This is a genomic window from Frigoribacterium sp. SL97, assembly GCF_026625765.1.
Lineage (GTDB): Bacteria > Actinomycetota > Actinomycetes > Actinomycetales > Microbacteriaceae > Frigoribacterium.
In genome coordinates this window covers 3,669,615-3,693,718 of sequence record NZ_CP113062.1, presented here as the reverse complement: position 1 = coordinate 3,693,718, position 24,104 = coordinate 3,669,615, and the positions used below count along the sequence as shown (strand labels likewise).

Genomic DNA, 24,104 nt, shown 5'->3' with positions numbered 1-24,104 from the left:
CTCGGCGTTCCGGGGCACGTGCGGCCTCGGGTGCCGTGCCGGTCAGACCATCTGGCCGTTCCAGTTCAGCTCGCCCTGGGGCCAGTCGGCGAGGGTGCGCGTGCCCTCGCGGAGCAGCCAGCCGTGGTCCTGGGTGACGAGGACGCCGGCGCCGTCGGCGCTGAACGCCGTGTAGTGCGCCGTGAGACCGTCGAGCGGCAGCCACCCGCCGCGCCGGTAGAAGCCCTGGACGTCGTCCCCGGTCTCGAGCACGCCGAAGCCGCTGCCGAGCGACGTCAGTGCCGCGTCGACCTGACGGAGCAGTTCGCCGCCGAGGCCGGTGCCCTGGACGGTCGGCGAGACGGCGACCATGCCGACCGCCGTGACGAGCAGGTCCGTGTCGCCGACGGTGACGAACTGGCGACGCAGGCCGGCGTGCGCCACCACGACGTCGCCCTGACGCGCGACGACCCGCAGCTCGGGTTGCATCCCCGCCCAGCTGCGAGCCCCGGCGTACCAGTGGTCGTAGCTCGGGAACGCCCGGGCGAGCATCGCCGCGATCGCCTCGTGGTCGTCGAGCGTGAGGTCGCCCTCAGGGGTCGTGGAGAACGTGGGGGATTCGGCTGCAGGCATGCTCACCACCGTAGCCATCGGCGTCGCCGAGGGAGCCTGCGACCGAGGGCTAAGCCGACTGCGGTCGCACGGTCACCTGGAGCTGGTTGGACCAGGGATCGTCGAACCCGAGCACCCGCCCGTCGTCCCGGGTGGCGACGCCGTGGTGCCCGAGGCGCTCGCCGAGGGCGCCCAGGTCGTCGGCCGTCGGCACCTCGATGCGCACCAGGCCGAGGCCCAGCGCCAGCTGACGGCGCCCGGCGCCGGCGCTGTTCCAGGTGTTCATCGCCATGTGGTGGTGGTAGCCGCCCGCGCTGACGAACAGTGCCTGCGGCCCGAAGCGCGTCGTCGTCTCGAAGCCGAGCTGCTCGACGTAGAACCGGTGGGCCGACTCGACGTCGCCCACGCTCAGGTGGACGTGGCCGACCGTGGCGGGACGGGATGCCGAGCCGGCCAGCGCCTCCTCGGTGACGTTCTGCTGCACGAACGCGTTCGGGTCGAGGGCGAGGGTGGCCATGTCGACCTGGCCGTGGGTCCAAGACCACTCGCTGCGGCTGCGGTCCCAGTAGAGCTCGATGCCGTTGCCCTCGGGATCGGTGAAGTAGAACGCCTTGCTGACGAGGTGGTCCGCACTGCCGGTGAACGTGCCGGGGTGACGGGTCGCGACGCTGTAGACGGCGGCGGCGAGGTCGGCCTCGGTCTCGAACAGGATCGCCGTGTGGAAGAGGCCGGCGTCACGCGGCCCGGCGTGTTTCAGCTCGGGAGCGTGCTCGAGGATGACGATCGGGGTCGCCCCTCGACCGAGCACCACGCGGCCCACGTCCGGCTCGGCGGTCAGCACCGTGAGGGTGACCGCGTCGCGGTAGTACGCGGTCATCGCGTCGAGGTCGGCGACCCGCAGGGTGACGGCTCCCATGCCGGTGTCGGCGGCGAGCAGGTCGGACGAGGAGGCGCGCGTCGCGTCGGTCGCGGAGGTGTCGGTCATGGGGGCCCTCGGTCTGGTCGGGTGGTCACCGGGTCGGTGAAGTGTCATCGACAGGAACCGGCCGCTCGGGCCGGGCATTCCCGACCGACGGCGCACCGCGTTCCGTGCACGGCACCGGATCTCGACGCGGTGCCGTGCACGAAACGCGGTGTGGAGCCCGGGTCAGGACCCGGGATGCGCCCCGGGGCGTGGGGCCCGGGTCAGCGGGCGGTCAGGCGCTCGATCAGCTCGCGGTAGCGGGCGGAGGTGCGGGCGACGATGTCGTCGGGCAGGGCGGGGGCCTCGCCCGTGCCGTCCCAGTGCGCGGAGAGCCAGTCGCGGACGATCTGCTTGTCGAAGCTCTGGGTGCGGTCGCCCGAGGCGTCGACCTCGGCGTCCCAGAAGCGACTGCTGTCGCTCGTGAGGACCTCGTCGCCCAGGGTGATCTCGCCCGTGGCCCGGTCGGCGCCGAACTCGAACTTCGTGTCGGCGAGGACGACCCCCCGGGCCTCGGCCACGTCCGACGCCAGGCGGTAGATCTCGAGCGACCGGTCGCGCAGGGCCGCCGCGGTCCCGGCCCCCACGAGTTCGACGGTGCGCTCGAACGAGATGTTCTCGTCGTGCTCGCCGAGCGGAGCCTTGTACGCCGGGGTGTAGATCGGTTCGGGCAACCGGTCGCCGTTCGACAGCCCCTCGGGCAGCGGGATGCCGCAGACGGTGCCGTGCTCGCGGTACTCGGCCCAGCCGCTGCCGACCAGGTACCCGCGGACGACGCACTCGACGGGGAACATGTCGAGCGGCTTCACGAGCATGGCGCGGTCCCGGACCTGCGCGGGCAGCGAGACGGAGGCGGTGGTCGGGTCGACCAGGTGGTTGGGCACGGTGGTGAGCTGGGCGAACCACCAGAGGCTGAGCTGCGTGAGCAGTGCTCCCTTGCCCGGGATGCCGGGCTCGAGCACGTGGTCGAAGGCGCTGACCCGATCGCTCGCGACGACGAGCACGTACTCGGTGTCGGCGAGGGTGGCGGCGTCGCCGACCGAGCCGGCGACCGGCGCCGGGACGTAGAGGTCGCGCACCTTGCCCGAGTACACCGGCGTCCACCCGTCGAGGTGGCGAGGGGCGGCGTCGAGGCCGGAGGCGGAGGGCGTCGTGCCGTCGGGGGCGGTCATCGGGCGACCCGCTCGGCGATGTCGTGGCGGTACTGGCCGCCCTCGAGGTCGATGCGGGAGAGGGCGTCGTAGACGCGACCCCGGGCCTCGGTGAAGTCGGCCCCCTCGGCGACGACGCTGAGCACGCGCCCTCCGGTGGCGATGAGCTGGTCGTCGAGGCGCGCCGTCGCGGCGTGCGCGACGTGGACCCCGGCGACGGCGGTCGCGTCGTCGAGACCCCGCAGCGGGCGACCGCTCACGGCGCCTTCGGGATAGCCCTCGCTCGCGAGGACCACGGTCACCGCGACGTCGGACGAGAACCGCGGCGACTCGTGGTTGCCCAGCGATCCGGTCGCCGCGGCGAGCAGCAGCCCGCTGAGCGGCGTGACCAGACGGGGCAGGACGACCTGCGTCTCGGGGTCGCCGAACCGGGCGTTGAACTCGATGACGCGCACGCCCCGCTCGGTCAGGATGAGCCCGGCGTAGAGGAGGCCGATGAACGGCGTGCCCTCGGACTCGAGCTGCCGCACCGTCGGGGTGGCGATGGCGTCGAGGACCTCGTCGACGAAGTCCTTCTCGCTGCCGAAGCGGTCGGCGAGCCAGGGCAGTGGCGAGTAGGCACCCATGCCGCCCGTGTTGGGACCGGCGTCGCCGTCGAGCAGGCGCTTGTAGTCCTGCGCGGGGCTGAGCGGCACGACCGTGTGGCCGTCGCTGAGGAAGAACAGGGAGACCTCGGGACCCTCGAGGAACTCCTCGACGAGGACGGGCCCGTGCTGCAGCCAGTAGGTGGTGTGCTCGACCGCCGCGTCGCGGTCGTCGGTGACGAGGACGCCCTTGCCGGCCGCCAGCCCGTCGGCCTTGACGACGTACGGGGAGCCGAAGTCGTCGAGCACGCCGAGGGCCTCGTCGAGGGTGCCCACGCGCGTGGCCCGCCCGGTCGGTACGCCGGCTTCGTCCATGATGCGTTTCGCGAAGGTCTTGCTGCCCTCGAGCGCCGCGGCCTTCTTGCCCGGCCCGAAGACCGGGATGCCCCGGGTGCGGAGGGCGTCGGCGACACCGGCGACGAGCGGTGCCTCGGGACCGACGACGACCAGCTCGACGTCGTTCTCGAGGGCGTACTCGGTGACGACGGCGCCGTTCGACGGGTCGAGGTGCACGATGCCGACCTGGTCGGCGATGCCCGCGTTGCCGGGGGCCGCGGTGATCTCGTGGCCCGCGTCTTCGCGCAGCAGGGCGGTGATGATGGCGTGCTCGCGAGCACCGGAACCGAGGACGAGGATTCGCACGCGCCACAGCCTACCGAGGGCGTGCGGCGATGCCGAGTCCGTCGCCCGGGCCGGGGAGGGCTGGCGCGGGCGGGCCGGGCCGGGCCGGGGCGGGCGGGCCGGAGCGGGGCGAGACGAGGAGGCGCGGGTAGCGTGGGCGCATGGCCAGGGCACGGATCGAGGACGCGGCGGGATCGGCCGCGGTGGGCGAGGTGCGGGCGGCGCTCGCCGCCGACGAGACCGCGCCACGGCCGCTGACCGCCATGGCCGTCCGTTGGTTGCTGCAGGTGCTCGCCGACGGCGAACCCGGTGCGACGGTCGAGGTGCGCGTCCCACCGTTCGGCGCGGTGCAGTTCCGCGAAGGACTCAGTCACACGCGGGGCACGCCGCCGAACGTCGTCGAGACCGACGCCGCCACCTTCGTGCGACTCGCCACCGGCGATCTCAGCTGGCAGGAGGCGCGGGCCGGGGCTCTCGTGTCGGCCTCCGGCAGCAGGGCGGACCTGACCGGCTACGTGCCGATCGCCTGGCAGCGGGGCTGACCCGCGCCTCCTCGGCGGTGCCTCCGCCGTGGTCGCTCCTCGAGGGGCCCTGCTCGACGTCGAGAGGGGCGGCGGCGGGGGTCGGCCTCCTCTGGGATGATGGGCGGGTGACGAACGCACCCGACGACCAGCAGCGACCCGAGCCCGTCGTCGAGCCCTCCGCCGATCGCGCAGCCGAGTCGATCGTCGAACGCGACGAGGTCACCGTGCGTCGGGCACCCAAGGTGCCCGTGTTCTTGATCATGGGTGCAGCGCTCGGCGTGGTCGTGTCGCTGATCGTCACCTCGCTCTTCCCGTTCGACTCGGGCGAGGGCGTCGCCCAGACCTACGGGTACATCTCGCTCTGGGGGCTCACCATCGGCGGGGCCGTCGGTTGCGTCGTGGCCATCGTCGCCGAGCAGGTGACCAGCCGTGGGGCGAAGCGGGTCCAGGTCGAACGCGAACGGCTCGAGATGCCGATCGACGACGAGGTCGACACGGCGGCCCGCCCGGTCACCGACGGCGAACCCGACCGCGACTGACCTCGCCTTGCCGAGCCGAGCCGAGCCGAGCCGAGCCCAGCCAGGCCTCACCGAGCCGAGCCGAGCCGAGCCAGGCCTCACCTAGCCGCGCCAGGCCTCGCCTACCTGCCGCGTGCGCGGCTGACGGCCCGGGTCAGGCCCCGCGAGCCCGCCGCAACCTGGTGAGCAGTTCGGGGCCGCGGGCGTCGAGGAGGCGTCCGCCGCGCCGGATGCCGACGATCGTCAGCACGAGGCCAAGGACGACGCCGACGACGAGCGTCAGCAGCCCCAACAGCACCGACCCCTGAACCAGCGCCACGATGCCGAGCACGAGCTCGGGCAGCGACGCCACGAAGACGATCGCCCACGAGGCGTAGAGCCCGAGGGTCGAGGTGACGTTGGCCCCGGGCGGTGACTTGAAGGGGCTCTCGCCCGCCGCCGGGACGGGCATCAGGTACAGCGCCGAGGCCACGCTCGACACGCCGAACCCGGTGAGCAGCAGGCCCAGGCCGATGCCGAGCAGGGCCGGGGCCACGTCGAATCGACCCACCACCGCCAGGGGGACGAGCGTGGCGAGCACGACGGAGGGCACCGCGAACAGCGAGAGAGTGAGGACGCGACCTGCGCGGTCGGCCGCACCCGCCAAGCCGGTCGACAGGTGTGCGGCGAAGGCCGTGCCGTCGTACGAGACGTCGGCGGCCAGTGTGATCGCGAGCAGGGCGGCGACGGCCGGGCCGATGGCGTACAGCGGCCAGGTCGTCTCGAGGGAGAACGACAGGAAGATCGCCAGGACCGGCATCAGCGGGACGACGATCAGCGACCCGCCGTACCGCGGGTCGCGCAGCCAGTAGACGGCCGTCCGGGCGGCGACCGCACCGGTCGGCGTCGCGGGGAACCGGGCGAAGGGCCCGAGGCCCTTGGACGCCGCGGTGGCCGTGACGGCCGGGGGAGCCACGAGCGCCGTCGCCAGTCCGCGTCGCCAGAGCAGGAGGAGCACCCCCAGGGTGACCAGGGCGATGAGGGCCTTGAGGGCCGCCTCGCCCGGTCGGCCGAGGGCGACGTCGCCGGGGATCGACCAGGCGGCGCCGAGCGGGCTCCACGACAGGGCGTGGGCGACACGGGGCAGGTCGTCGCCGACGGAACTGAGCCCCTGGCCGACCAGGCCGATCAGCGGCCCGGCCAGGATGAGGGGCACGAAGATCGCGACGCTCATCAACTCGCGGTAGCGACGTTTGGCACCCAGCGCGCTGGTGGCGGTCTCGACCGCGCGGGACGCCGCGACGCAGACGAAGACGCCGAGCACCCCGCAGAACGGCGCGAGGACGGCCGAGAGAGGGTGGTGCAGCCAACTGAAGGTCGTCGCGAGGGCGGCGACGAGCGTGACGATGCCCGGGATGCCCAGCAACCCGGTGACGAACAGGGCGACGAGGAGCCTGTCGGCGGGCAGGGGGAACGGGCGCAGCTTCGAGACGCTGAGGGTCTGGTCGTAGCCCCGGGCGACGAAGGGCACGACGATCCAGCCGACGACGGCGAGGGAACCGCCGAGCACGCCGGCCGTCCAGGCCCAGCGCTCGGGCGCGAACGAGAGGGCGACGAGGCCGACCACGACGGCGGCGAGAACGCCGAGGCCGTAGAGCCCGCCGATGACGGCCGCGACGATCTGCCAGGTGCTGCGCTTGAAGCCGTTCAGCAGCACCCGCCAGCGCAGGCTCAGGAGGTGCGCAACCACGACGGCCCCTCGTTGTGCTGACGGCCGCCGACGAGTTCGACGAAGCGGTCTTCGAGGGTGGAGCCGGCGCGCACGTCGTCGGTCGTGCCGGCCGCGAGCACGCGCCCGGCCGCGATGACGGCGACGTGGTCGCACATGCGCTGGACGAGGTCCATCGAGTGGCTCGACACGATGACCGTGCCGCCGTTCTGCGTGTAACCGTGCAGGATGTCGCGGATGTTGGCGGCCGAGATCGGGTCGACCGACTCGAACGGCTCGTCGAGGACGAGGAGGCGCGGGGCATGGACGAGCGCGCAGGCGAGCGCCACCTTCTTGGTCATGCCCGCGGAGTAGTCGACGACGAGCGTGCCGCCGGCCGAGCGCAGGTCGAGCAGGTCGAGCAGGTCGCCGACCCGTTGGGCCGTCGTCTCGCGGCTCATGCCGTTGAGCAGGCCGTGGTACGTGACGAGCTGCTCGCCGGTGAGGCGGTCGAACAGCGAGATGCCGTCGCTCAGCACGCCCACGAGCGACTTGGCGTGCGTCGGGTCGGACCAGACGTCGACGCCCAGGACCGCGATGCTGCCCGAGTCGGGACGCAGCAGACCGGTCGCCATCGAGAGCGTGGTCGTCTTGCCGGCGCCGTTCGGGCCGACGAGGCCGAAGAACGAGCCCGTCGGCACGGTCAGGTCGATTCCGTCGACGGCGACCTTGTCGCCGAACGCCTTGCGCAGACCGGTGATCTGCAGGGCGGACGCCGGGGGCGTCGCGGTCGGTTCGGGGCGGGGCATGCCGACGTCGCTCATGGCCCCCAGCCTAGGGACGCCTGCCGACACCGCACCTCCCCCGGCGGGTGGAAGCAGGGGCGAGGTGCGGGTGGCGACGGCGGCGCGACTCAGCTGAGTTGGTTGGCCTCGACCCAGGCGAGGTACTCGGGGCTGACGGTGCCGGTGACGTACTCGCCCGTGAAGCAGCTCATCTCGAGCTCGGTGACGTCGCTGCCCTCGGTGATGGCCGCCTGCATGTCGGCGACCTCTTGGTAGATGAGGTGGTCGGCACCCAGTTCGCGGGCGATCTCGGGGATCTTGCGGTCGTGGGCGACCAGCTCGTGCCGCGACGGCATGTTGATGCCGTAGACGTGGGGGAACCGGACCGGGGGAGCGGCCGAGGTGAACGTCACCTTGTTCGCTCCGGCGGCGCGGGCCATCTCGACGATCTCGCGCGAGGTCGTCCCGCGGACGATCGAGTCGTCGACGATCAGGATGTTCTTGCCCTTGAACTCGCTCGACATCGCGTTGAGCTTCTGGCGCACCGACCGCTTGCGCTCGGCCTGCCCCGGCATGATGAAGGTGCGGCCCACGTAACGGTTCTTGTAGAAGCCCTCGCGGTACTCGATGCCGAGCTTCTGGGCGACCTGCATGGCCGCGGGGCGTGACGAGTCGGGGATCGGCATGACCACGTCGATGTCGCCGATCGGCGAGTGCGCGGCGATCGTGTCGGCCAACCGGTTGCCGAGGCGCAGGCGGGCGTCGTAGACCGAGATGCCGTTCATGATCGAGTCGGGGCGGGCCAGGTAGACGTACTCGAACGAGCAGGGGATGAGGCGCGGACTGGCGTGGCACTGCTTCGACACCATCTGGCCGTCGAGCGAGATGAAGACGGCCTCGCCGGGGGCGACGTCGCGGACGATCTCGTAGCCGCCGGACTCGAGGACGAGCGACTCGGAGGCGGTGATCCACTCTTCGCGGACGCCGTCGGCGGCGAGACGGCGGCCCAGGACCAGCGGGCGGATGCCGAAGGGGTCGCGGAAGGCCAGCAGGCCGTGGCCCGCGATCATGGCGATCGCCGCGTAGGAGCCCTGCACCCGGTCGTGCACGCGGGAGACCGCGGCGAAGATCTGCTCGGGGTCGAGCTCGCTGCCGTTGACCTGCTCTTGCAGCTCGTGCGCCAGCACGTTGACCAGGAGCTCGGTGTCGCTGTTCGTGTTGAGGTGGCGACGGTCGACGTGGAAGAGCTCGCTGGTGAGCTCGCGGGTGTTCGTCAGGTTGCCGTTGTGGATCAGCACGATGCCGTAGGGCGCGTTCACGTAGAACGGCTGCGCCTCTTGCTCGTTGCTGGCCGCGCCCTTGGTGGCGTACCGCACGTGACCGAGGCCCATGTTGCCGAGCAGGGCGCGCATGTCGCGGGTCCGGAAGCCCTCGCGCACCTGCCCCTTGGTCTTGTGCACGTGGAAGATGCCGCCCTCGGCGGTCGCGATGCCGGTGCTGTCCTGCCCTCGGTGCTGCAACAGGAGGAGCGAGTCGTAGACGAGTTGATTTGCTGGCTCGTGCGCGACGAGACCGACGATGCCGCACATGCGGATCTGGCTCCAGACCGTAGAGTTGGGGTTACCGCGACAGTCTAGAGCGACACCGAACGGATGAACGAATGGCGACCTCCTCTGCCCACTCGACCAGCGCCTCCTACGCCGCAGCGGGGGTCGACACGGCCGCCGGCGACCGGGCGGTCGAGCTGATGAAGGCGGCCGTCGGCGCCACGCACGGCCCCGGTGTCGTCGGTGGCGTGGGCGGGTTCGCCGGGCTGTTCGACGTGTCGTTCCTCAAGGACTTCGACAAGCCGTTGCTCGCGACGTCGACCGACGGCGTCGGCACGAAGGTCGCCATCGCCCAGGCGCTCGACAAGCACGACACGATCGGGCAGGACCTCGTGGGCATGGTCGTCGACGACATCGTCGTCGTCGGCGCCCGGCCGCTGATCATGACCGACTACATCGCCTGCGGCCGTGTGGTGCCGACCCGCATCGCCTCGATCGTCGAGGGCATCGCCCGCGCCTGCAGCGCGACGGGGACCGCCCTCGTCGGCGGCGAGACGGCGGAGCACCCCGGCCTGCTCGGGCCCGACGACTACGACGTGGCCGGCGCCGCGGTGGGTGCGGTCGAGTCGGGGCGCCAGCTCGGCCCGCACCTCGTCGGCGACGGCGACGTCGTGCTCGCCCTCGCCTCGTCGGGCGTCCACTCGAACGGCTTCTCGCTCGTGCGCCACATCCTGGCCTCACGCGACCTCGGCTACGACGACACCCTGCCCGAGTTCTCGGGCACCGTCGGCGAGGCACTGCTCGAACCGACGCGCCTGTACACCTCGCCCCTGCTGCGCGTGCTCGACGACCCTGCGCTCGACGGCGCGATCCACTCGCTCAGCCACGTCACCGGGGGCGGAATCGCCGCCAACCTCGCCCGCGTGCTCCCCCTCGGGTCGTGGACCGAGGTCGACCGTTCGACCTGGTCGCCGCTGCCCGTCTTCCGGGTGCTGAGCGACCTGGCCGGCTCGACCCTCGAGTCGAGCGAGGGCACCTGGAACCTCGGCATCGGCATGATCGCCGTCGTGGCCGCCGGACAGGCCGACTCGGTCACCGCGGCCCTCGAGGCCGACGGCATCGCGACGTGGCCCGTCGGCACCGTCTCGACCCGGGCGCGTGACCTGTCCGGCTTCGAACAGGGCGCCAAGGGAGTCGACGGAGGCGCGGTGCGGCTCGTCGGGTCCTACGCGGGCTGATCACCGGCGACGTCGCGTGGCGTTCGTCCGGCGGCGGACGTACGATGAAGCCACGCCCCTGCCGGGCGTCCTGACGACGACGTCAGACCGGACGACGAAGGAGTCGACCCATGAGCACCACCCGCATCCCCCTCTCCACCGTCTCGCGCGCGGCGGTCGCCGCTCCGCGCAGCGCCCGGATCAGCCGCGTCCCCGCCCAGCCCGCGCCGCTGCGTTCGTCCGCGTCACCCGTCACCGGCGGGCGCAAGGTCGCGGCCCTCACGGCCGGCGGCATGATCCTGCTGTTGGTCGTGGGGCTGCTGCCCGCGGTCGCGACGCTCGTCGGCGGCTGAGCCGCGCCTCCTGACCGTGGCCCCGGCGCCCGGTCGGCCCGTCACCCGGTGAGCTGGTGACACACGACGACGGCCCCTCGAGATCGAGGGGCCGTCGTCGTGTGGCGTGCGTGGTGCGGACTCAGAGGACGCAGAACTCGTTGCCCTCGGGGTCGGCGAGGACGACCCACGACACGTCCGTGTCGTCTTGGCCGACCTGTGCGCGGACGGCCCCGAGCGACTCGAGCCGCGCGACCTCGTCGGCCTGCGTCGCCTCGCGGCTCTGGCCGTCGACCGGCGTCGGACGGAAGTCGAGGTGCAGACGGTTCTTGACCGTCTTGGCCTCGGGGACGCTCACGAAGAGGAGCCCCGGCAGCGTGTCGGCCGTCGGACGGATCTCGGGCTCGTCGTCGTCGACCGAGACGAACACCCACCCGAGAGCGTCGGCCCACCAACGGGCGAGCCCGGACGGGTCGCTCGCATCGACGACGACCTGCTCCCAGGCGTGGGACGAGGACGAAGAGGTCATCAGCCAGCCGGCCTCAGGCGCTCTTGTTCTGGTCGTGCTCGGTGTCGTATTCGTCGTCGAAGTCGTCGGCCCATTTGTCGACGTATTCGTCGCCGGAGTCGTTCTTCGTCGCCAACTCTTTTTCGAGTGCACCGTAGTTGGTGTCAGGGCTGAAGTACTTCAGCTCTCTGGCGACCTTGGTGTGCTTGGCTTTTTGACGGCCGCGCCCCATGCGTGACCCCCTCTGAACTCGGCCCGGAAACGGTGTCGGACGACCCGGGAACTGCCGACAGGATGCTGGTGAAAAACTGGACCGATCTTATCATGTACCCCTAGCCCCGGCTGCCGCCTCGGACGGGCATGATGGTCCGGATGACTGCAGGGGGCGAAGGCGAGCGGACGAGGGTCCTCGTGATCGGTGCGGGCCAGGCCGGGTTGTCGGTCTCGTGGTACCTGCGCCGGCTCGGACTCGAGGTGGGTCGCGATCTCGTCGTCCTCGACCGGGGCCCCGGAACCGGAGGCGCGTGGCAGCACCGCTGGGAGAGCCTGCGGCTGGGTGCCGCGCACCGGGTGCACGACCTGCCGGGCATGGCCGAGCTGGGGCTGGGGTTCGCCGACGCCGACCGGTCGGCCCCGGCGCGTGACGTCGTCGCCGACCGGTACGCCCGGTACGAGGACGCGCTCGGGCTCGACGTGCGGCGCCCGGTCGAGGTGACCGGGGTGACCGGGCTGGGCGACGGGTTCTCGGTGCGGTGGGCGGGGCGCGCCTCCTCGGGGGGCGCTCCGGCTGCGGCGACAGGGCCGGGGTTCGGCGCTCTGCGGGCCGAGGTCGTCGTGAACGCGACCGGCACCTGGGGTGCCCCGTTCGTGCCGTGGTACCCCGGGCGCGACACCTTCCGCGGGCGTCAGCTGCACACCTCGGACTACCGGGCGGCCTCCGAGCTCGAGGGGCTCGACGTCGTCGTCGTCGGCGGCGGCACGAGCGCGATCGGTTTCGTGTTGGAGCTCGACGGCGTCGCGGCCTCGACGACGTGGGTGACCCGCCGGCCGGTCGACTGGCTCGACCAGGGCGAGCTCGACGTCGAGTCGGCCGTCGCGGCGGTCGCCGCGCAGGACCGCGCGGCACGGGCGGGACAGGCCCTGCCGAGCATCGTCAGCGGGACGGGCGTGCCCCGCACCCGGCGCTTCGTGTCGGGCATCGAGCGCGGCGTGCTGGTCGAGCGGCCGATGTTCGCGACCGTCGAACCCGACGGGGTGCGGTGGGCCGACGGCACCTCCGCCCACGCGGACGCGATCGTCTGGGCGACCGGGTTCCGACCCGAGCTGCGACACCTGGCACCGCTCGGCCTGCGCTCGGCCGACGGGGGCGTGAGCGTCGAGGACGGCGCCTCCACCCTCGACCCGCGGCTGTTCTTCGCGGGCTACGGGCCGCAGGCCTCGACGATCGGGGCGAACCGGGCCGGCCGGGCGATCGCCCGTCAGGTGGTCGCGCGGTTGTCGGAGAGCGACGCCGAGCGCCGACGGCAGGGGTGACGCAGGCGATGCCCGTGCGCGGGCTCGCCCGCGTTCGGCGGGAGGGTGCGCGCACCATCGGCGGCGGGGCGAGCGGTCATGGGTGGCGGGGCGGGCGCACGGCGTGCGTGGCGGACCAGACGGCGACGGCGGCTGAGGCGGACCAGGCCTGGGGGCGGCACGAGGCGGGGTACGGCACGGGCGACGGCACCTCGCGGGCCGGGTCGCCCGAGTGGAGCTCGGGCATCCGGTAGTCGAAGGTCGGCGCCGCCGCGAGCAGGCCCTCGGCTAGCACCGCGGCCTCGTCGGCGAACCCGGCCCGGGCGAGGCCCTGCACCGCGATGGCCGTGTCGTGGGTCCAGACGCTGCCCCCGTGGTAGCTCAGGGGCCAGTAGCCGGCGCTGTCGGTCGACATCGTGCGGAGGCCGAAACCGCTGGACAGCTCGGGCGAGACGAGGCGGGAGGCGACCAGCGCCTCCTCGTCCGGGTCGAGCAGACCCGTGCCGAGCAGGTGCCCGAGGTTGCTCGTGACCGTGTCGACCGGCCGCTTGGCCGCGTCGAGGGCGATCGCCGGGTAGGCGCCCGCGTCGTCGTCGACCCAGAAGGAGGCGCGGAACCGGTCGCGCAGGCGCCCCGCCCAGTCGCGCCACGCGTCGCCGCCCGCCCGACCGAAGGCGTCGAGCAGGTCGGCCCCGTGCACGGCCGCCTCGTACGCGTAGGCCTGCACCTCGCAGAGCGCGATCGGCCCCTCGGCGAGGGTTCCGTCGCGCCACTGGACGCTGTCCCCGGAGTCCTTCCAGCCCTGGTTCGCCAAGCCGTGACCGGTCTCGTCGACGTACTCGAGCAGCAGGTCGCCGTCGCTGTCGCCCGAGTCGCGCATCCAGGCGAGGGCTGCGTCGAGGTGCGGCAGCAGTGCCTCGACCTCGGCCTGCGGCAGGCCCCAGCGCCAGGCGTCGTGCAGCAGGCAGATCCAGAGCGCGGTCGCGTCGACGGTGCCGTAGTAGAGCGGGGGCAGGCTGACGTCCTCACCGGGGATCGTCAACGTCCGTTGACGGAGTTCGTGCATGATCTTGCCCGGCTGCTCGGCCGTCCCTGGCACGTGTCGAGTGCCCTGGAGGCCCGCGAGCACCCGCAGGGTGCCCCCCGCGACCGTGAGGTCGAGGGGCAGGGTGAAGCGGGCGGCCCAGAGCGAGTCGCGGCCGAAGAGCGTGAAGAACCAGGGCGCACCTGCGGCGTAGAACACGTCGTCGGGTGCCGTCGTCGTGGTCAGCCGGAGCGCCGCCAGGTCGTCGCGGGCACGGTCGACCCAGCGGGCGAGCCGGTCGTCACGCGGTGCCGGGTCGAGGTCGGCCCAGTGCGGCGGCGTCGGCACGCCCCGGACGACGGCGTCGGGGGCGGTCGCGACCAGGTCGAGACCGACCGTCACGGAACCCCGGGCGGGGACGACGGCGACCCACTCGACGACGAGGCCGGCGGGGGTGTCCCGCACCGCGCCTCCTCGGGCCTCGAGGTCGACCCGGACTCCTTCTGCCCGCCAGGAGGCGCGGGTGCCGTCGGACGTGAGCGTCGCGTCGCGCACGGGCGCGCCCACGATCCCGGCCTTCACGTGGTCCATGGGGGAGGCGTCGGGTCGGAGGGTCGCGGCCAGGGTGACCGTGAGCTCGCGGTCGAGCCGGGAGGTGACCGTGTGGCGCTCGTGGACGCCCGTGGTCGTGACGTCACGGAGCGAGCTCAGGCGGACGTCGGGGTCGGCTCCGGCGTCGTCGAGGCCGCGCAGCAGCGACTCGAAGCGGACCGACGAGGCTCCGAGGGGCACCGTGGCCACGTGCTCGGGGACGAGGCCGTCGACGGTGACGCCGTGCCCGGCGACGAGACGCACATCGCCGAGGTAGACGCCGTGGATCGTCGCCGCGCCCATCGACCCGTCGGCGGCCGACCACGCCTGGACGGGAGCCCTCAGCACGACGGTCTCGGCGGCGAGGAACGGCTGGAGGCCGGGTGTCGGGGTCGACCGGTCGGCGTGGTCGGAATCGAGGGGGGAGGTCTGGGTCATCGGGGGCTCCTGGGGCTCCGGTTGGCGGGCGTGGGGTGCGACGGGGTGGGCGTCGCGGCGTGCATCACTCTTTGACGGCCCCGGCGCTGGCGTTCATGATGCGGCGCTGGAAGACGAAGAAGACGATGGCGACCGGGATCGTCATGACCGCGGCGGCCGCGAGCTTGATCGGGTACTGCGACCCCTGGCTCAGCTGCCCCGAGGCGAGGCTCGCGACGCCCTTGGTGAGGGTGGTCAGCTCGGGCGACTGGGTCGACACGATGAAGTGCGAGAGCTCGTTCCACGACCCCTGGAACGACAGGATGATGATCGTCACGAGGGCCGGGCGAGCCATGGGCAGGACGATCGACCAGAAGACCCGGAAGGTGCCGGCGCCGTCGATGCGCGCCTGCTCTTCGACGCTGCGCGGGATCGACTCGAAGAAGTTCTTCATGATGAAGACCCCGGCGGCGTCGGTCAGCAGCGGCACGATCATGCCCGAGTACGAGTCGTACATGCCGAGCTGGTTGATCACCAGGAACTTCGGGATGAGCAGCACGACCGTCGGCACCGCCATCACGCCGATCAGCAGCACGAAGATGACGTTGCGCCCCCGGAACTGCAGCCGCGCCAGGGCGTAGCCGGCGAGCGAGTTGAAGAAGACCCGCCCGAGCGTCACCACGATCGTCACGATCGCCGAGTTCTGGAACCAGGTCGGGAAGTCGCTGTTGAGGAACAGCTGGCGGTAGGCGGCGACCGTCGGCGTGATCGGGATCAACGCCAGCGGGTCGGAGGCCGCCTCGGGGTCGGTCTTGAACGACGTCGCCACGTTGATCAGGAACGGCAGGATGTAGATCGCCGCGATGACGATCAGCACGGCGTAGAGCACCGAGGTGCCGGCGATGCGTCGCGTGCTGCGGGGCTCGCGCCCGGCCGGGTGAGGTGGGGCCGGGGGAGGCGCGACCGGCGAGGAGGGGTTCGTCCGGTCGGCGATCGGTGCGGTCGTGGTCATCGCTCGACTCCTGTCGTGTAGAGCCGGGTGCGTCTCTTCGACACGGCCCGTTCGCGCAGCACGATGCGCTGCAGGATCGTCAAGGCGACGATGATGACGAACAGCACGAAGGCGATGGCCGCGCCGCGACCCCACTCCTGTTCGCCGAACGCCGAGGTGTACGAGAGGTAGGCGGGCGTCAGCGTGGTCTTCTGCGGGCCGCCCTGGGTGCCCGTGTAGATCTGGTCGAAGACCTGCCAGGTGCCGATGAGGCCGAGGGTGAGGACCGTGAAGAGCGTCGGTCGCAGTTGCGGCAGCGTGATGCGCCAGAAGCGCTGCCAGCCGCTCGCGCCGTCCATCATCGCGGCCTCTTGGACGTCGCCACCGAGGTTCTGCAGGGCCGCCAGGAAGAGCAGCATGAACGTGCCACTGGTGGTGAAGACGGCCATCAGGATGAACGCGGACATCGCGACCGACGGCCCGGCCAGCCAGTCCCACCAGCTGACGCCGAGGGCGGTGTGGTCGGCCAGCAGGGCCGGGGGCTGCGTGACGCCGACGACGGCGAGCAGGTTGTGCAGCACGCCGCTGGCGTCGTTGAACCACGCGGGCCCGGTGATGCCGACGAACGAGAGCAGCTTGTTCACCGCGCCGCTCTGCGAGAACAGGAACAGCCACAGGACGGTGATGGCGACCGAGCTGGTCACCGACGGGAAGTAGAACGCGGTGCGGAAGAACCCGCGGCCGCGCAGCACCTGGCGGTTCACCAACACGGCGAGCAGCAGAGCCACGGCGGTCTGGATGGGCACGACGAGGATCACGTACCAGGCGTTGTTGCGCAGGCTCAGGCCGAAGTCGCGCTCGGCCAGGCCGCCGCCGCCGAGCAGGTCTCGGTAGTTCTGCGCCCCGACGAAGCCGACGCCGGCCGCGAAGGGGGAGCCCCGGCCGGTCCAGTCCGAGACGCTGACCCAGAGGGCCATCAGGACGGGCACGGCCAGGAAGAGGCCCAGGACGATCAGCACGGGCGAGACGAACAGCCAGCCCGAGAGGCCCTCGCCGCGCGAGACGGCGCTGCGCCGGCGGGGGGCCTTGGTCGAGATCGCGGTCATGGGGACTGCCTTTCGTGCGCTGTCTCGGGTCGATGGGTCGCGCCTCCTCGGATGATCGCCGACGAGGCGCGGCCGCGGGGGAGGCGGGGAGCGGGACCGGGGAGGGACGGAGGCGCGACCGCCCTGGGGAGGACGCGTCGCGGCCCCGGCCGCCCCCGTCGGGTGGGGAGTGCGAGGCACCGCGCCGGGGGAGGCGCGGTGCCCCGAGGGTTACTGGAGGATCGCCTCGAAGTTCTTCTGCGCGGACTCGAGGATCGTCTTCGGGTCGCCGTCCTTCAGGCCGGAGAGCTGCGAGTTGAAGTCGCTGATCACGGCGGCGGACCCGTCCTGCGTGGGCGTGCCCTGGGCGAACTCGACCGAGTCGAGGAACGCGGCCTGGTCGGGGTTGTCGGACTTCCAGGTGTCGGCGGCCGACTGGATCGAGGGCATGACGCCGAACGCGTCGGCGAAGGCGAGCTGCTGGTCGGTGCTCGTCAGCTGCTCGACGAGGTCGACGGCGGCCTGCTGGTTGGGGCTGTCGGCGGCGATGCCCCAGCAGTTGGTGAACTGCAACGTGCCCTGGCCGCCGGGGCCGGCGGGCAGCTCGGCCACCTGGTACGACACGTCGGGGTAGTCGTTGGTGAGTGCGCCGGTGATCCAGTTGCCCTCGATGGTCATCGCCGCCTTGCCCGTGCCGAAGGCCTCGCCGCCCCAGCCCGCGCCGAGGTCGCTCGAGAACGCGGCGTCGCCGCTGGTCAGCAGGTCCTTCACGTAGGTCAGCGCCTCGACGTTCTCGGACGAGTCGAGCGTCGCCTCGGTGCCGTCGGCGGTGGTCACCGCGCCGCCGGCCTGCGCCATGAACGCGCCCACCCGGGCGTACTCGGGGCTGAAGGCCAGGCCCACGTGGTCGGCCGTCGTGAGCTTCGCGGCGACCGCCTTCAGCGAGTCCCAGTCGGTCGGGACGTCGGCGTCGGACAGGCCGGCCGCGGCCCACATGTCGGTGTTGATGATCAGGCCGAGGGTCGAGAAGTCCTTGGGCGCGCAGTAGAACCGGTCGTCGAGCGTGAAACTGTCGACGAGGGTCGGGAAGAAGTCGCCCTCGTTGGCGAGCTGGTCGCCGTAGGCCAGCAGGCTGCCGTTGCCGGCGAAGCCCGCGAGCGTGTCGGTCGAGACGTAGAACACGTCGGCCGGCTCGCCCGAGGCGAAGCCCTGGCTGAGCTGCTGCGGCAGGTCGGAGGCCACGCTGACCTCGGCGCCGGTGCCCGAGTCGTCGGACCAGCTCGCGACGGCGTCGGTGACGGCCTTCGTCTCGGCGTCTCCGCTCGAGCCGATCAGCACGGTCAGCGAGTCGTCGCTGCTGGTGAGGGCGCCGTCGCTCGCGGCGCCCGACCCCTCGCTGAAGCCGGAGCCGCAGGCCGTGAGAGCCAGGGCCGAGATGGTGGTGAGGGCGGCTGCTGCCGCCAGGCGGGTCGTGCGTCGTCGCATGGTGGGCCTCTCGTCGCGTCGTTGCGATGGTGCGGGTGCTGTGGTCGGGGTGTGGTGCCGGGGTGGCGCCTCGGGATGGAGCGGGGGCGGACGTGCGATTTGATCGATCAAATCCGTGTCGTCAGAGTAGGCAGGCCGCCCCGTGGGTGTCAAGACCGGGGAGCCGAGAGGCACCCGGGCGCTGGGGTAACGTGACCCGAGGCCGCCGACCGGCGCCGGGGTGGAGGGCACGATGACTCGGGTTCCGACACCGCGCCTCCCGACCGTCAGCGACGTCGCCTCGGTCGCGGGGGTGTCGCGGCAGACCGTCTCGAACGTGCTGAACGCGCCCGACATCGTCCGACCCGACACGCGGGGCCGGGTCGAGCGGGCGATCGCGGACCTCGGCTACCGGCCGCACGCGTCGGCGCGACGATTGCGCACCCGCAAGAGCTCGACCATCGGCATCCGGCTCGACCCCGTGCAGAACGGCATCTCGGGCGCGGTGCTCGACCGGTTCCTGCACGCGGTCACCGAGCAGGCCGACGCTCGCGACCACCGCATCCTGCTGTACACGGCGGCCGGGCCCGACGACGAGATCGCCCAGTTCCGCCGCCTGCTCGACGGCGCCGACGTCGACGGGTTCGTGCTCACCTCGACGTTCTTCGACGACCCGCGCACCGAATGGCTGATCGACGCCGGCGCCGACTTCGTCACCTTCGGTCGGCCCTGGGGGATCGACGACATGGGCGACCCGCAACACCGCTGGGTCGACGTCGACGGACGCGCCGGCCTCGCCTCGACGACCGACGACCTGCTCGACCGGGGTGCGACGCACGTGGCCTTCCTCGGCTGGCCTGCCGGCTCGGGCGCCGGGGACGACCGGAGGCGCGGGTGGCGCGAGGCGCTCGCGTCACGGGGCACGCTCGATCCGGCCTCGATCGACGCGCTCGACCTGGCCGTCGAGGACTCGGTGCCGCTCGCCTCGGCTGCGGTCCGGTCGGTGCTCGACGCGGGAGTCGCGGTGGACGCCGTGGTGTGCGCGAGCGACACCCTCGCGCTCGGGGCATCGGTCGTGCTGGGGTCATCGGTGCCGGTCGTGGGCTACGACGACACCCCGGTCGCCTCGGCGCTCGGCCTGTCGAGCGTCGAGCAACCGCTCGTCGACGTCGCAGGAGCCGTGCTCTCGCTGCTGCTCGACGACAGCGAGCCGCGGCACCGGCTGCTGCGGCCCCGCACCGTCTGGCGCTGACGCTCCCGGGCGCCGGCGCTACTTCTTCTTGCGGGGCGAGGTGCCGGTCGAGTTGCGGGCGGCCGAGCGGGCCTTGCGTGCGGCGGCGCCGCCTCCGCGGTTGCCGGCCGCCGAGCCCGGTGCGCGCGGGGTCTGCTTCGGGCCGGGTTTCGTGCCGTTCTGCGCGGGCTGGACGTCGAGGCCCCGCTGCACCGCGCCTCCTTCGACCGCCGCCCCGGCGCGGCCGTCCGGGCCCGCGTCGGCGCCCAGGGCCCCGCCGGCGGCGCCCGACCGGCGACCGGCCGGCTCGAGCACGCGGCGCGGCACGGGGCGGGGGCGGATCGGCTCCCCACGGCGGTCCTGGCCGGGGATCGGCCGCGATCGACGCCCGTAGAGCACCTCGGACGAGTCGAGCAGCCACGGCACGAGCGAGATCGTCACGCCGTGCACGAGCATGAGCTTCTGGCGGATGCGGCGGCTCTTGTGGTTGTGCAGCGCGGCCTCCCACCAGTGGCCGACGATGTAGATGGGCGTGTAGACCGTGACGACCTCGCTGCCGTGCTCTTCACGGTGGGCCTTGATGTACTTGATCAGCGGCATGCTGATGTCGCGGTACGGCGAGGCGACGATGCGCAGGGGCACCTCGATGTCCTGCTCGGCCCACTGACGCTGCAGGAGCGCCGTTGCTTCGTCGTCGATGCCCACGTGGATCGCCTCGAGCGACTCGTGGCGTGCGGCGATGGCGTAGTCGAGGGCCTTCAGCACGGGCTTCTGCATGGTGCCGACCAGCACGATCGCGTGGTCGCCGTGCGAGCCGAACTGCGTCGTGGCGTCGGGCTCGATCTCGACGAGCACGTCCCGGTAGTAGCGGTTCACGCCGAGCATCAGCACGAAGAGGATCGGCATGATGACGAACACCAGCCAGGCGCCGTGCGTGAACTTGGTCACCGTCACGACGATCAACACCGACGCCGTGAGCAGGGCGCCGAAGGCGTTGATGCCGCGGGCGCGGTACACCGCTCCACGGTCGGCGCATCCCTCGCGCAGCATGCGGGTCCAGTGGACGACCATGCCGGTCTGGCCGAGCGTGAACGAGACGAAGACGCCGATGATGTACAGCTGGATCAGCCCGGTGACGCTGGCCTGGTAGACGAGCAGGATGGCGCAGGCCACCAGCGCCAGCACGATCACGCCGTTCGAGTAGATCAGTCGGTCGCCGCGCGTGTTGAGCGCCTTGGGGGCGTACTGGTCGCGGGCCAGGATCGACCCGAGCAAGGGGAACCCGTTGAAGGCCGTGTTCGCCGCCAGCAACAGCACCGCCGCGGTGCAGGCCTGGATCACGTAGAAGGGGATGCCGAACAGCGACCCGCCGAAGACCGCGCTCGCGATCTGCGCGACGAGGCTGCGCTGCGGCGTGGTGGCGCAGTCGACGAACCCCTGGAGGTCGCAGGCGTCCTCGGCGTAGTGCACCTTCGCGATCAAGGCGACGGCGACGAGGCCGGCGAACAGGACGATGGCGATGCTGCCCATCAGCACGAGGGTCTTCTGGGCGTTCTGCACCTTGGGCCGCCGGAACGCGGGCACGCCGTTGGCGATCGCCTCGACGCCGGTCAGGGCCGAGCAGCCGCTCGAGAACGCCCGCAGCAACAGCAGGATGAAGGCGGCCTGCGTCAGCTGGTCGGCCTGCACCGTGTACTCGGCGCTCTCGGCGACGGGCGGGTCGCCGAGGGCGGTGCGCACCAGGGCGATGACGATCATGACGAAGACGCTCGACACGAAGAGGTAGGTGGGGATCGCGAAGGCCTTGCTCGACTCGCGCACGCCCCGGAGGTTGACGGCCGCCAGCAGGACGACGAAGAAGATCGCGAGCTCGACGCGCACCGGCGCCAGTTCGGGAACAGCCGAGATGATGTTGTCCACGCCCGAGGCGACCGACACGGCCACCGTCATGACGTAGTCCACGAGCAGCGCCGAGGCGACCACGAGCCCGGCCTTCTCGCCGAGGTTCTTGTGGGCGACCTCGTAGTCGCCGCCGCCCGACGGGTACGCCTTGATCAGCTGACGGTACGGACGCCACCACGACCAGCAGCAGGACGACGACCGCGACGGCCACCCACGGCGCGAGGGTCAGGAACCCGAGGCCGCCGATCAGCAGGATCATCAGCAGTTCTTGCGGCGCGTAGGCCACCGAGCTGAGCGGGTCGCTGGCGAAGATCGGTAGTGCGAGGTGCTTCGGGAGCAGCTGCCCCTCGAGCTTCTCCGAGGGGAGGGGTTCACCGATCAGCCAACGCTTCGGCGACCGGGTGTCGTTGGTCACGAGCGGCGACTCTACTCCCGTGCGAGGGCCTGTCAACTTCGCTCGTGGACGATTTATTCCCGGTCAGCGAGGGTCGGTCCGAACTGGTTCGTACCGGCCGCGGCTCAGGCGGGCGAGGAGGCGCGGGCCGGGGCGACCACGGAGGTCGCCACCCGGCGCCGGGCGAAGAGCGGCAACGTGATCGCCACGAGCGGGCCGATGAGCAGGGCCTCGGCCGCCGTGCCGATGCCGACCTGTCCGCCGAGCAGCCACCCCGCGGCGAGGACCGTGAGTTCGATGACGGTGCGCGTGACGCCCACCCGCCAGCCCAACCGGGCGTGGAGGCCGAGCATGAGCCCGTCGCGAGGGCCCGGCCCGAAGTCGGCTCCGATGTAGAGGCCGCTCGCGACGGCGAGCAACAGCAGGCCGCCCGCGAAGGTCAGGCCTTGTGCCCACCACTCGGTCTGCTGCGGCAGGACGCGCAGGCCGAGGTCGGCGACCGGACCGATCATCAGGGTGTTGGCGATCGTGCCGAAGCGGGGTCGCTGGCGCAGGGGGATCCAGAGCAGGAGCACGACGAGGCTCGTGACGAACGTGACGGTGCCGAACGTCAGCCCGGTGTGGCGGACGAGCCCCTGTGACAGCACGTCCCACGGGGCGACGCCGATGCCCGCGCGGACCATGAGGGCGATGGCGAAGCCGTAGGCGGTGAGGCCGACGAACAATTGCAGCAGGCGACGCGAGAGGAGCATGGGGTCGATCCAATCGCTCGACTGGCCTGGTGGCAAGGGTCCAATCCGCCTAGGGTGGCCGCGTGACCAACCTCGACCACGGTGCCACCACGGTCTCGTCGCGGGCGCTCGGCGTCCTGCTCGACTCGTGGCGCGCCTCCTCGGTTCCCGGCTACCTGGCGCTCGCCGACCGCATCCGCCTGCTCGTGCTCGACGGCCGGCTGCCGGTCGGCACGCGCCTGCCGTCCGAACGCGACCTCTGCGCGCACCTCGGGGTCAGTCGCACGACCGTGGCCGCGGCCTACGCCGCCCTCCGCGACTCGGGGCACGTCGACAGCGTGCGGGGCAGCGGCAGCGTCGTCCGGCTGCCGGCCCGCGCCTCGGTGCCGCGTCCGACGACGACGGAGGGGCTGCTCGACCTGACGAAGGCGGCGCTGCCCGCGGTCGACGGCATCGCCGAGGCGGCGCAGCGGGCGGCGGGGCGGCTCGGAGCGTACCTGGACGACCCGGGCTACGACCCGGTCGGGCGGCCGGTGCTGCGCGAGGCGATCGCCGAACGGTACCGACGGCGGGGGCTCGAGACGAGTGCCGACCAGATCGTCGTGACCCTCGGGGCGCAGCACGCGATCGCGCTGCTCGCCCGCGTGCTGGTCTCGCGCGGCGACCGGGCCGTCGTCGAGGCGCCCGGCTACCCGCACGCCTTCGAGGCCCTCCGCGGCGCCGGCGCCCGCCTGGTGCCGGTCAGCGTCACCGTCGACGACGGCTGGGACGAAGCGGCGCTGATGCAGACCCTGCGGCGCACGAGCCCGCCGGTGGCCTACCTGATGCCCGACTTCCACAACCCCACGGGCGCGACGATGCCCGCCGACCAGCGGGCGCGCGTGCTCGAGGCGGCGGCCGCCGAGGGCACCGTCGTGATCGCCGACGAGACCATGGCCGAGATGGCGATCGACGACCGTCGCGACGCCCCCTCGCCGATGGCCGCGTACGGACGCGCGGTCACGATCGGCTCGGTCGGCAAGTCGCTCTGGGGTGGGCTGCGCATCGGCTGGATCCGTGCCGAGCGCCCGCTCGTCGAGCGGCTCGTGCGCGCCCGCTCGGCGGGCGACCTGGGCACCCCCGTGCTCGAGCAGCTGGTGGTCGCCGAGCTGCTCGGCGACTTCGACCGCGTGCTGGAGGCGCGGGCCGGCCACCTGAGACGAGGTCGCGACCGCGTCGTCCACGGCCTGAGGGAGGCGTTCCCGTCGTGGCAGGTGCCGTCGCCGGCGGGCGGCCTCACCACCTGGGTGGGGCTCGGGGCGCCGGTCAGTTCGCAACTCACCCTCGCGGCCCGCCGGGAGGGCCTGCTGCTCGCGGCCGGCCCGGTGTTCGGCATCGACGGGGCGTTCGAGCGGTTCCTCCGCGTGCCGTTCTCGTACGCCGACAGCGACACCGACCGGGCGCTCGCCGCCCTGCGCGCGGCGTGGGACGGGGTCGACGGGGTGCAGGCGCCGACCTCGCCCCTGCTGGCCGAGGTCGTCTGAGCCGGGTCGTGCGATGGGCTCGTCCCCGTCACGGTGACCAGGCAGGGATCTGCACAGCGTGAAAGGAACCGCCGCCAGTTCCCAGAGAGGCTGGTGACAATGGAGGTGCGGTGCACGTCGTTCACCGCGCCTCCTCCGCTCTCCCTCTCACCA

21 protein-coding genes and 1 pseudogene are annotated in these 24,104 nt (G+C 72.3%); 7 read left to right on the top strand and 15 right to left on the bottom strand.

The window, feature by feature from the left end; genetic code table 11:
• Nucleotides 1–42: 42 nt before the first annotated feature.
• The 4 genes from OVA02_RS18000 to purD form a co-directional block, all read right to left on the bottom strand.
• Nucleotides 43–612 (bottom strand): GNAT family N-acetyltransferase, encoded by a 570-nt coding sequence (locus OVA02_RS18000; protein ID WP_056049576.1) that lies wholly within the window; start codon nt 610–612, stop codon nt 43–45.
• A 49-nt stretch (nt 613–661) separates the two neighbouring features.
• Nucleotides 662–1,576, bottom strand: coding sequence for a VOC family protein (locus OVA02_RS17995; RefSeq protein ID WP_267658964.1), 915 nt, complete (start codon nt 1,574–1,576; stop codon nt 662–664).
• 200 nt (nt 1,577–1,776) lie between these two features.
• Nucleotides 1,777–2,724 carry a phosphoribosylaminoimidazolesuccinocarboxamide synthase gene (locus OVA02_RS17990; RefSeq protein ID WP_123572019.1) on the bottom strand — a complete coding sequence of 316 codons (948 nt, stop codon included), beginning with the start codon at nt 2,722–2,724 and terminating at the stop codon, nt 1,777–1,779.
• On the bottom strand, nt 2,721–3,989 hold the full coding sequence (gene purD / locus OVA02_RS17985) for a phosphoribosylamine--glycine ligase (protein ID WP_056049509.1): 1,269 nt from the start codon (nt 3,987–3,989) through the stop codon (nt 2,721–2,723). Before purD ends, OVA02_RS17990 begins: the two co-directional genes overlap by 4 nt.
• Before the next feature lie 140 nt (nt 3,990–4,129).
• On the opposite strand from purD, the gene OVA02_RS17980 reads away from it, so the two are divergent.
• Both OVA02_RS17980 and OVA02_RS17975 read left to right on the top strand, forming a co-directional pair.
• Entirely contained in the window at nt 4,130–4,510 is a 381-nt protein-coding gene (locus tag OVA02_RS17980; protein WP_192124022.1) for a sterol carrier family protein, read from the top strand.
• A gap of 107 nt (nt 4,511–4,617) precedes the next feature.
• Nucleotides 4,618–5,031 (top strand): hypothetical protein, encoded by a 414-nt coding sequence (locus tag OVA02_RS17975; RefSeq protein ID WP_192124024.1) that lies wholly within the window; start codon nt 4,618–4,620, stop codon nt 5,029–5,031.
• Between the two features lie 133 nt (nt 5,032–5,164).
• Here the strand turns inward: OVA02_RS17975 and OVA02_RS17970 are convergent, their stop codons facing one another.
• The 3 genes from OVA02_RS17970 to purF all read right to left on the bottom strand — a co-directional run bounded on the left by OVA02_RS17970 (nt 5,165) and on the right by purF (nt 9,071).
• The gene (locus tag OVA02_RS17970; RefSeq protein ID WP_267658963.1) at nt 5,165–6,739 is read right to left on the bottom strand and encodes a transporter; all 1,575 of its coding nucleotides are present in this window, start codon (nt 6,737–6,739) and stop codon (nt 5,165–5,167) included.
• Nucleotides 6,721–7,521, bottom strand: a complete 801-nt coding sequence (locus OVA02_RS17965) for an ABC transporter ATP-binding protein (RefSeq protein ID WP_233568550.1) — start codon at nt 7,519–7,521, stop codon at nt 6,721–6,723. Before OVA02_RS17965 ends, OVA02_RS17970 begins: the two co-directional genes overlap by 19 nt.
• Nucleotides 7,522–7,610: 89 nt before the next feature.
• The gene (gene purF / locus OVA02_RS17960; protein WP_056049492.1) at nt 7,611–9,071 is read right to left on the bottom strand and encodes an amidophosphoribosyltransferase; all 1,461 of its coding nucleotides are present in this window, start codon (nt 9,069–9,071) and stop codon (nt 7,611–7,613) included.
• Between the two features lie 71 nt (nt 9,072–9,142).
• On the opposite strand from purF, the gene purM reads away from it, so the two are divergent.
• A complete protein-coding gene (gene purM, locus OVA02_RS17955) occupies nt 9,143–10,267 on the top strand; it encodes a phosphoribosylformylglycinamidine cyclo-ligase (protein ID WP_159825804.1) in 1,125 nt (374 codons plus the stop codon).
• Nucleotides 10,268–10,377: 110 nt separating this feature from the next.
• Nucleotides 10,378–10,599, top strand: a complete 222-nt coding sequence (locus OVA02_RS17950; RefSeq protein ID WP_123572025.1) for a hypothetical protein — start codon at nt 10,378–10,380, stop codon at nt 10,597–10,599.
• Nucleotides 10,600–10,720: 121 nt separating this feature from the next.
• Here the strand turns inward: OVA02_RS17950 and OVA02_RS17945 are convergent, their stop codons facing one another.
• A complete protein-coding gene (locus tag OVA02_RS17945; RefSeq protein ID WP_267658962.1) occupies nt 10,721–11,107 on the bottom strand; it encodes a VOC family protein in 387 nt (128 codons plus the stop codon).
• Between the two features lie 13 nt (nt 11,108–11,120).
• Nucleotides 11,121–11,318 carry a DUF3073 domain-containing protein gene (locus OVA02_RS17940; protein WP_056227242.1) on the bottom strand — a complete coding sequence of 66 codons (198 nt, stop codon included), beginning with the start codon at nt 11,316–11,318 and terminating at the stop codon, nt 11,121–11,123.
• Between the two features lie 140 nt (nt 11,319–11,458).
• Here OVA02_RS17940 and OVA02_RS17935 point away from each other — a divergent pair, with 140 nt between their 5' ends.
• Nucleotides 11,459–12,619: an NAD(P)-binding domain-containing protein gene (locus tag OVA02_RS17935; protein ID WP_267658961.1), complete on the top strand. Its 1,161-nt coding sequence runs from the start codon at nt 11,459–11,461 to the stop codon at nt 12,617–12,619.
• 76 nt (nt 12,620–12,695) lie between these two features.
• On the opposite strand, the gene OVA02_RS17930 is transcribed toward OVA02_RS17935, so the two are convergent.
• The 4 genes from OVA02_RS17930 to OVA02_RS17915 form a co-directional block, all read right to left on the bottom strand.
• Nucleotides 12,696–14,651: a glycogen debranching N-terminal domain-containing protein gene (locus OVA02_RS17930; RefSeq protein ID WP_267658960.1), complete on the bottom strand. Its 1,956-nt coding sequence runs from the start codon at nt 14,649–14,651 to the stop codon at nt 12,696–12,698.
• 64 nt (nt 14,652–14,715) lie between these two features.
• Nucleotides 14,716–15,642, bottom strand: coding sequence for a carbohydrate ABC transporter permease (locus OVA02_RS17925; protein WP_173151986.1), 927 nt, complete (start codon nt 15,640–15,642; stop codon nt 14,716–14,718).
• Nucleotides 15,639–16,727 (bottom strand): carbohydrate ABC transporter permease, encoded by a 1,089-nt coding sequence (locus OVA02_RS17920; RefSeq protein ID WP_043597416.1) that lies wholly within the window; start codon nt 16,725–16,727, stop codon nt 15,639–15,641. The genes OVA02_RS17925 and OVA02_RS17920 overlap by 4 nt, the downstream gene beginning before the upstream one ends.
• A gap of 210 nt (nt 16,728–16,937) precedes the next feature.
• The gene (locus OVA02_RS17915) at nt 16,938–18,191 is read right to left on the bottom strand and encodes a sugar ABC transporter substrate-binding protein (RefSeq protein ID WP_043597415.1); all 1,254 of its coding nucleotides are present in this window, start codon (nt 18,189–18,191) and stop codon (nt 16,938–16,940) included.
• Nucleotides 18,192–18,423: 232 nt separating this feature from the next.
• On the opposite strand from OVA02_RS17915, the gene OVA02_RS17910 reads away from it, so the two are divergent.
• Nucleotides 18,424–19,422 (top strand): LacI family DNA-binding transcriptional regulator, encoded by a 999-nt coding sequence (locus tag OVA02_RS17910; RefSeq protein ID WP_043597449.1) that lies wholly within the window; start codon nt 18,424–18,426, stop codon nt 19,420–19,422.
• A gap of 267 nt (nt 19,423–19,689) precedes the next feature.
• Here OVA02_RS17910 and OVA02_RS17905 read toward each other — a convergent pair.
• Together OVA02_RS17905 and OVA02_RS17900 are read right to left on the bottom strand one after the other, a co-directional pair.
• A pseudogene (locus OVA02_RS17905) lies at nt 19,690–21,718 on the bottom strand (APC family permease); the annotation flags it as partial.
• 104 nt (nt 21,719–21,822) lie between these two features.
• Nucleotides 21,823–22,449: a YczE/YyaS/YitT family protein gene (locus OVA02_RS17900; protein ID WP_267658959.1), complete on the bottom strand. Its 627-nt coding sequence runs from the start codon at nt 22,447–22,449 to the stop codon at nt 21,823–21,825.
• A 62-nt stretch (nt 22,450–22,511) separates the two neighbouring features.
• Here OVA02_RS17900 and OVA02_RS17895 point away from each other — a divergent pair, with 62 nt between their 5' ends.
• Nucleotides 22,512–23,951 (top strand): PLP-dependent aminotransferase family protein, encoded by a 1,440-nt coding sequence (locus OVA02_RS17895; RefSeq protein ID WP_267658958.1) that lies wholly within the window; start codon nt 22,512–22,514, stop codon nt 23,949–23,951.
• Nucleotides 23,952–24,104 lie beyond the last annotated feature (153 nt).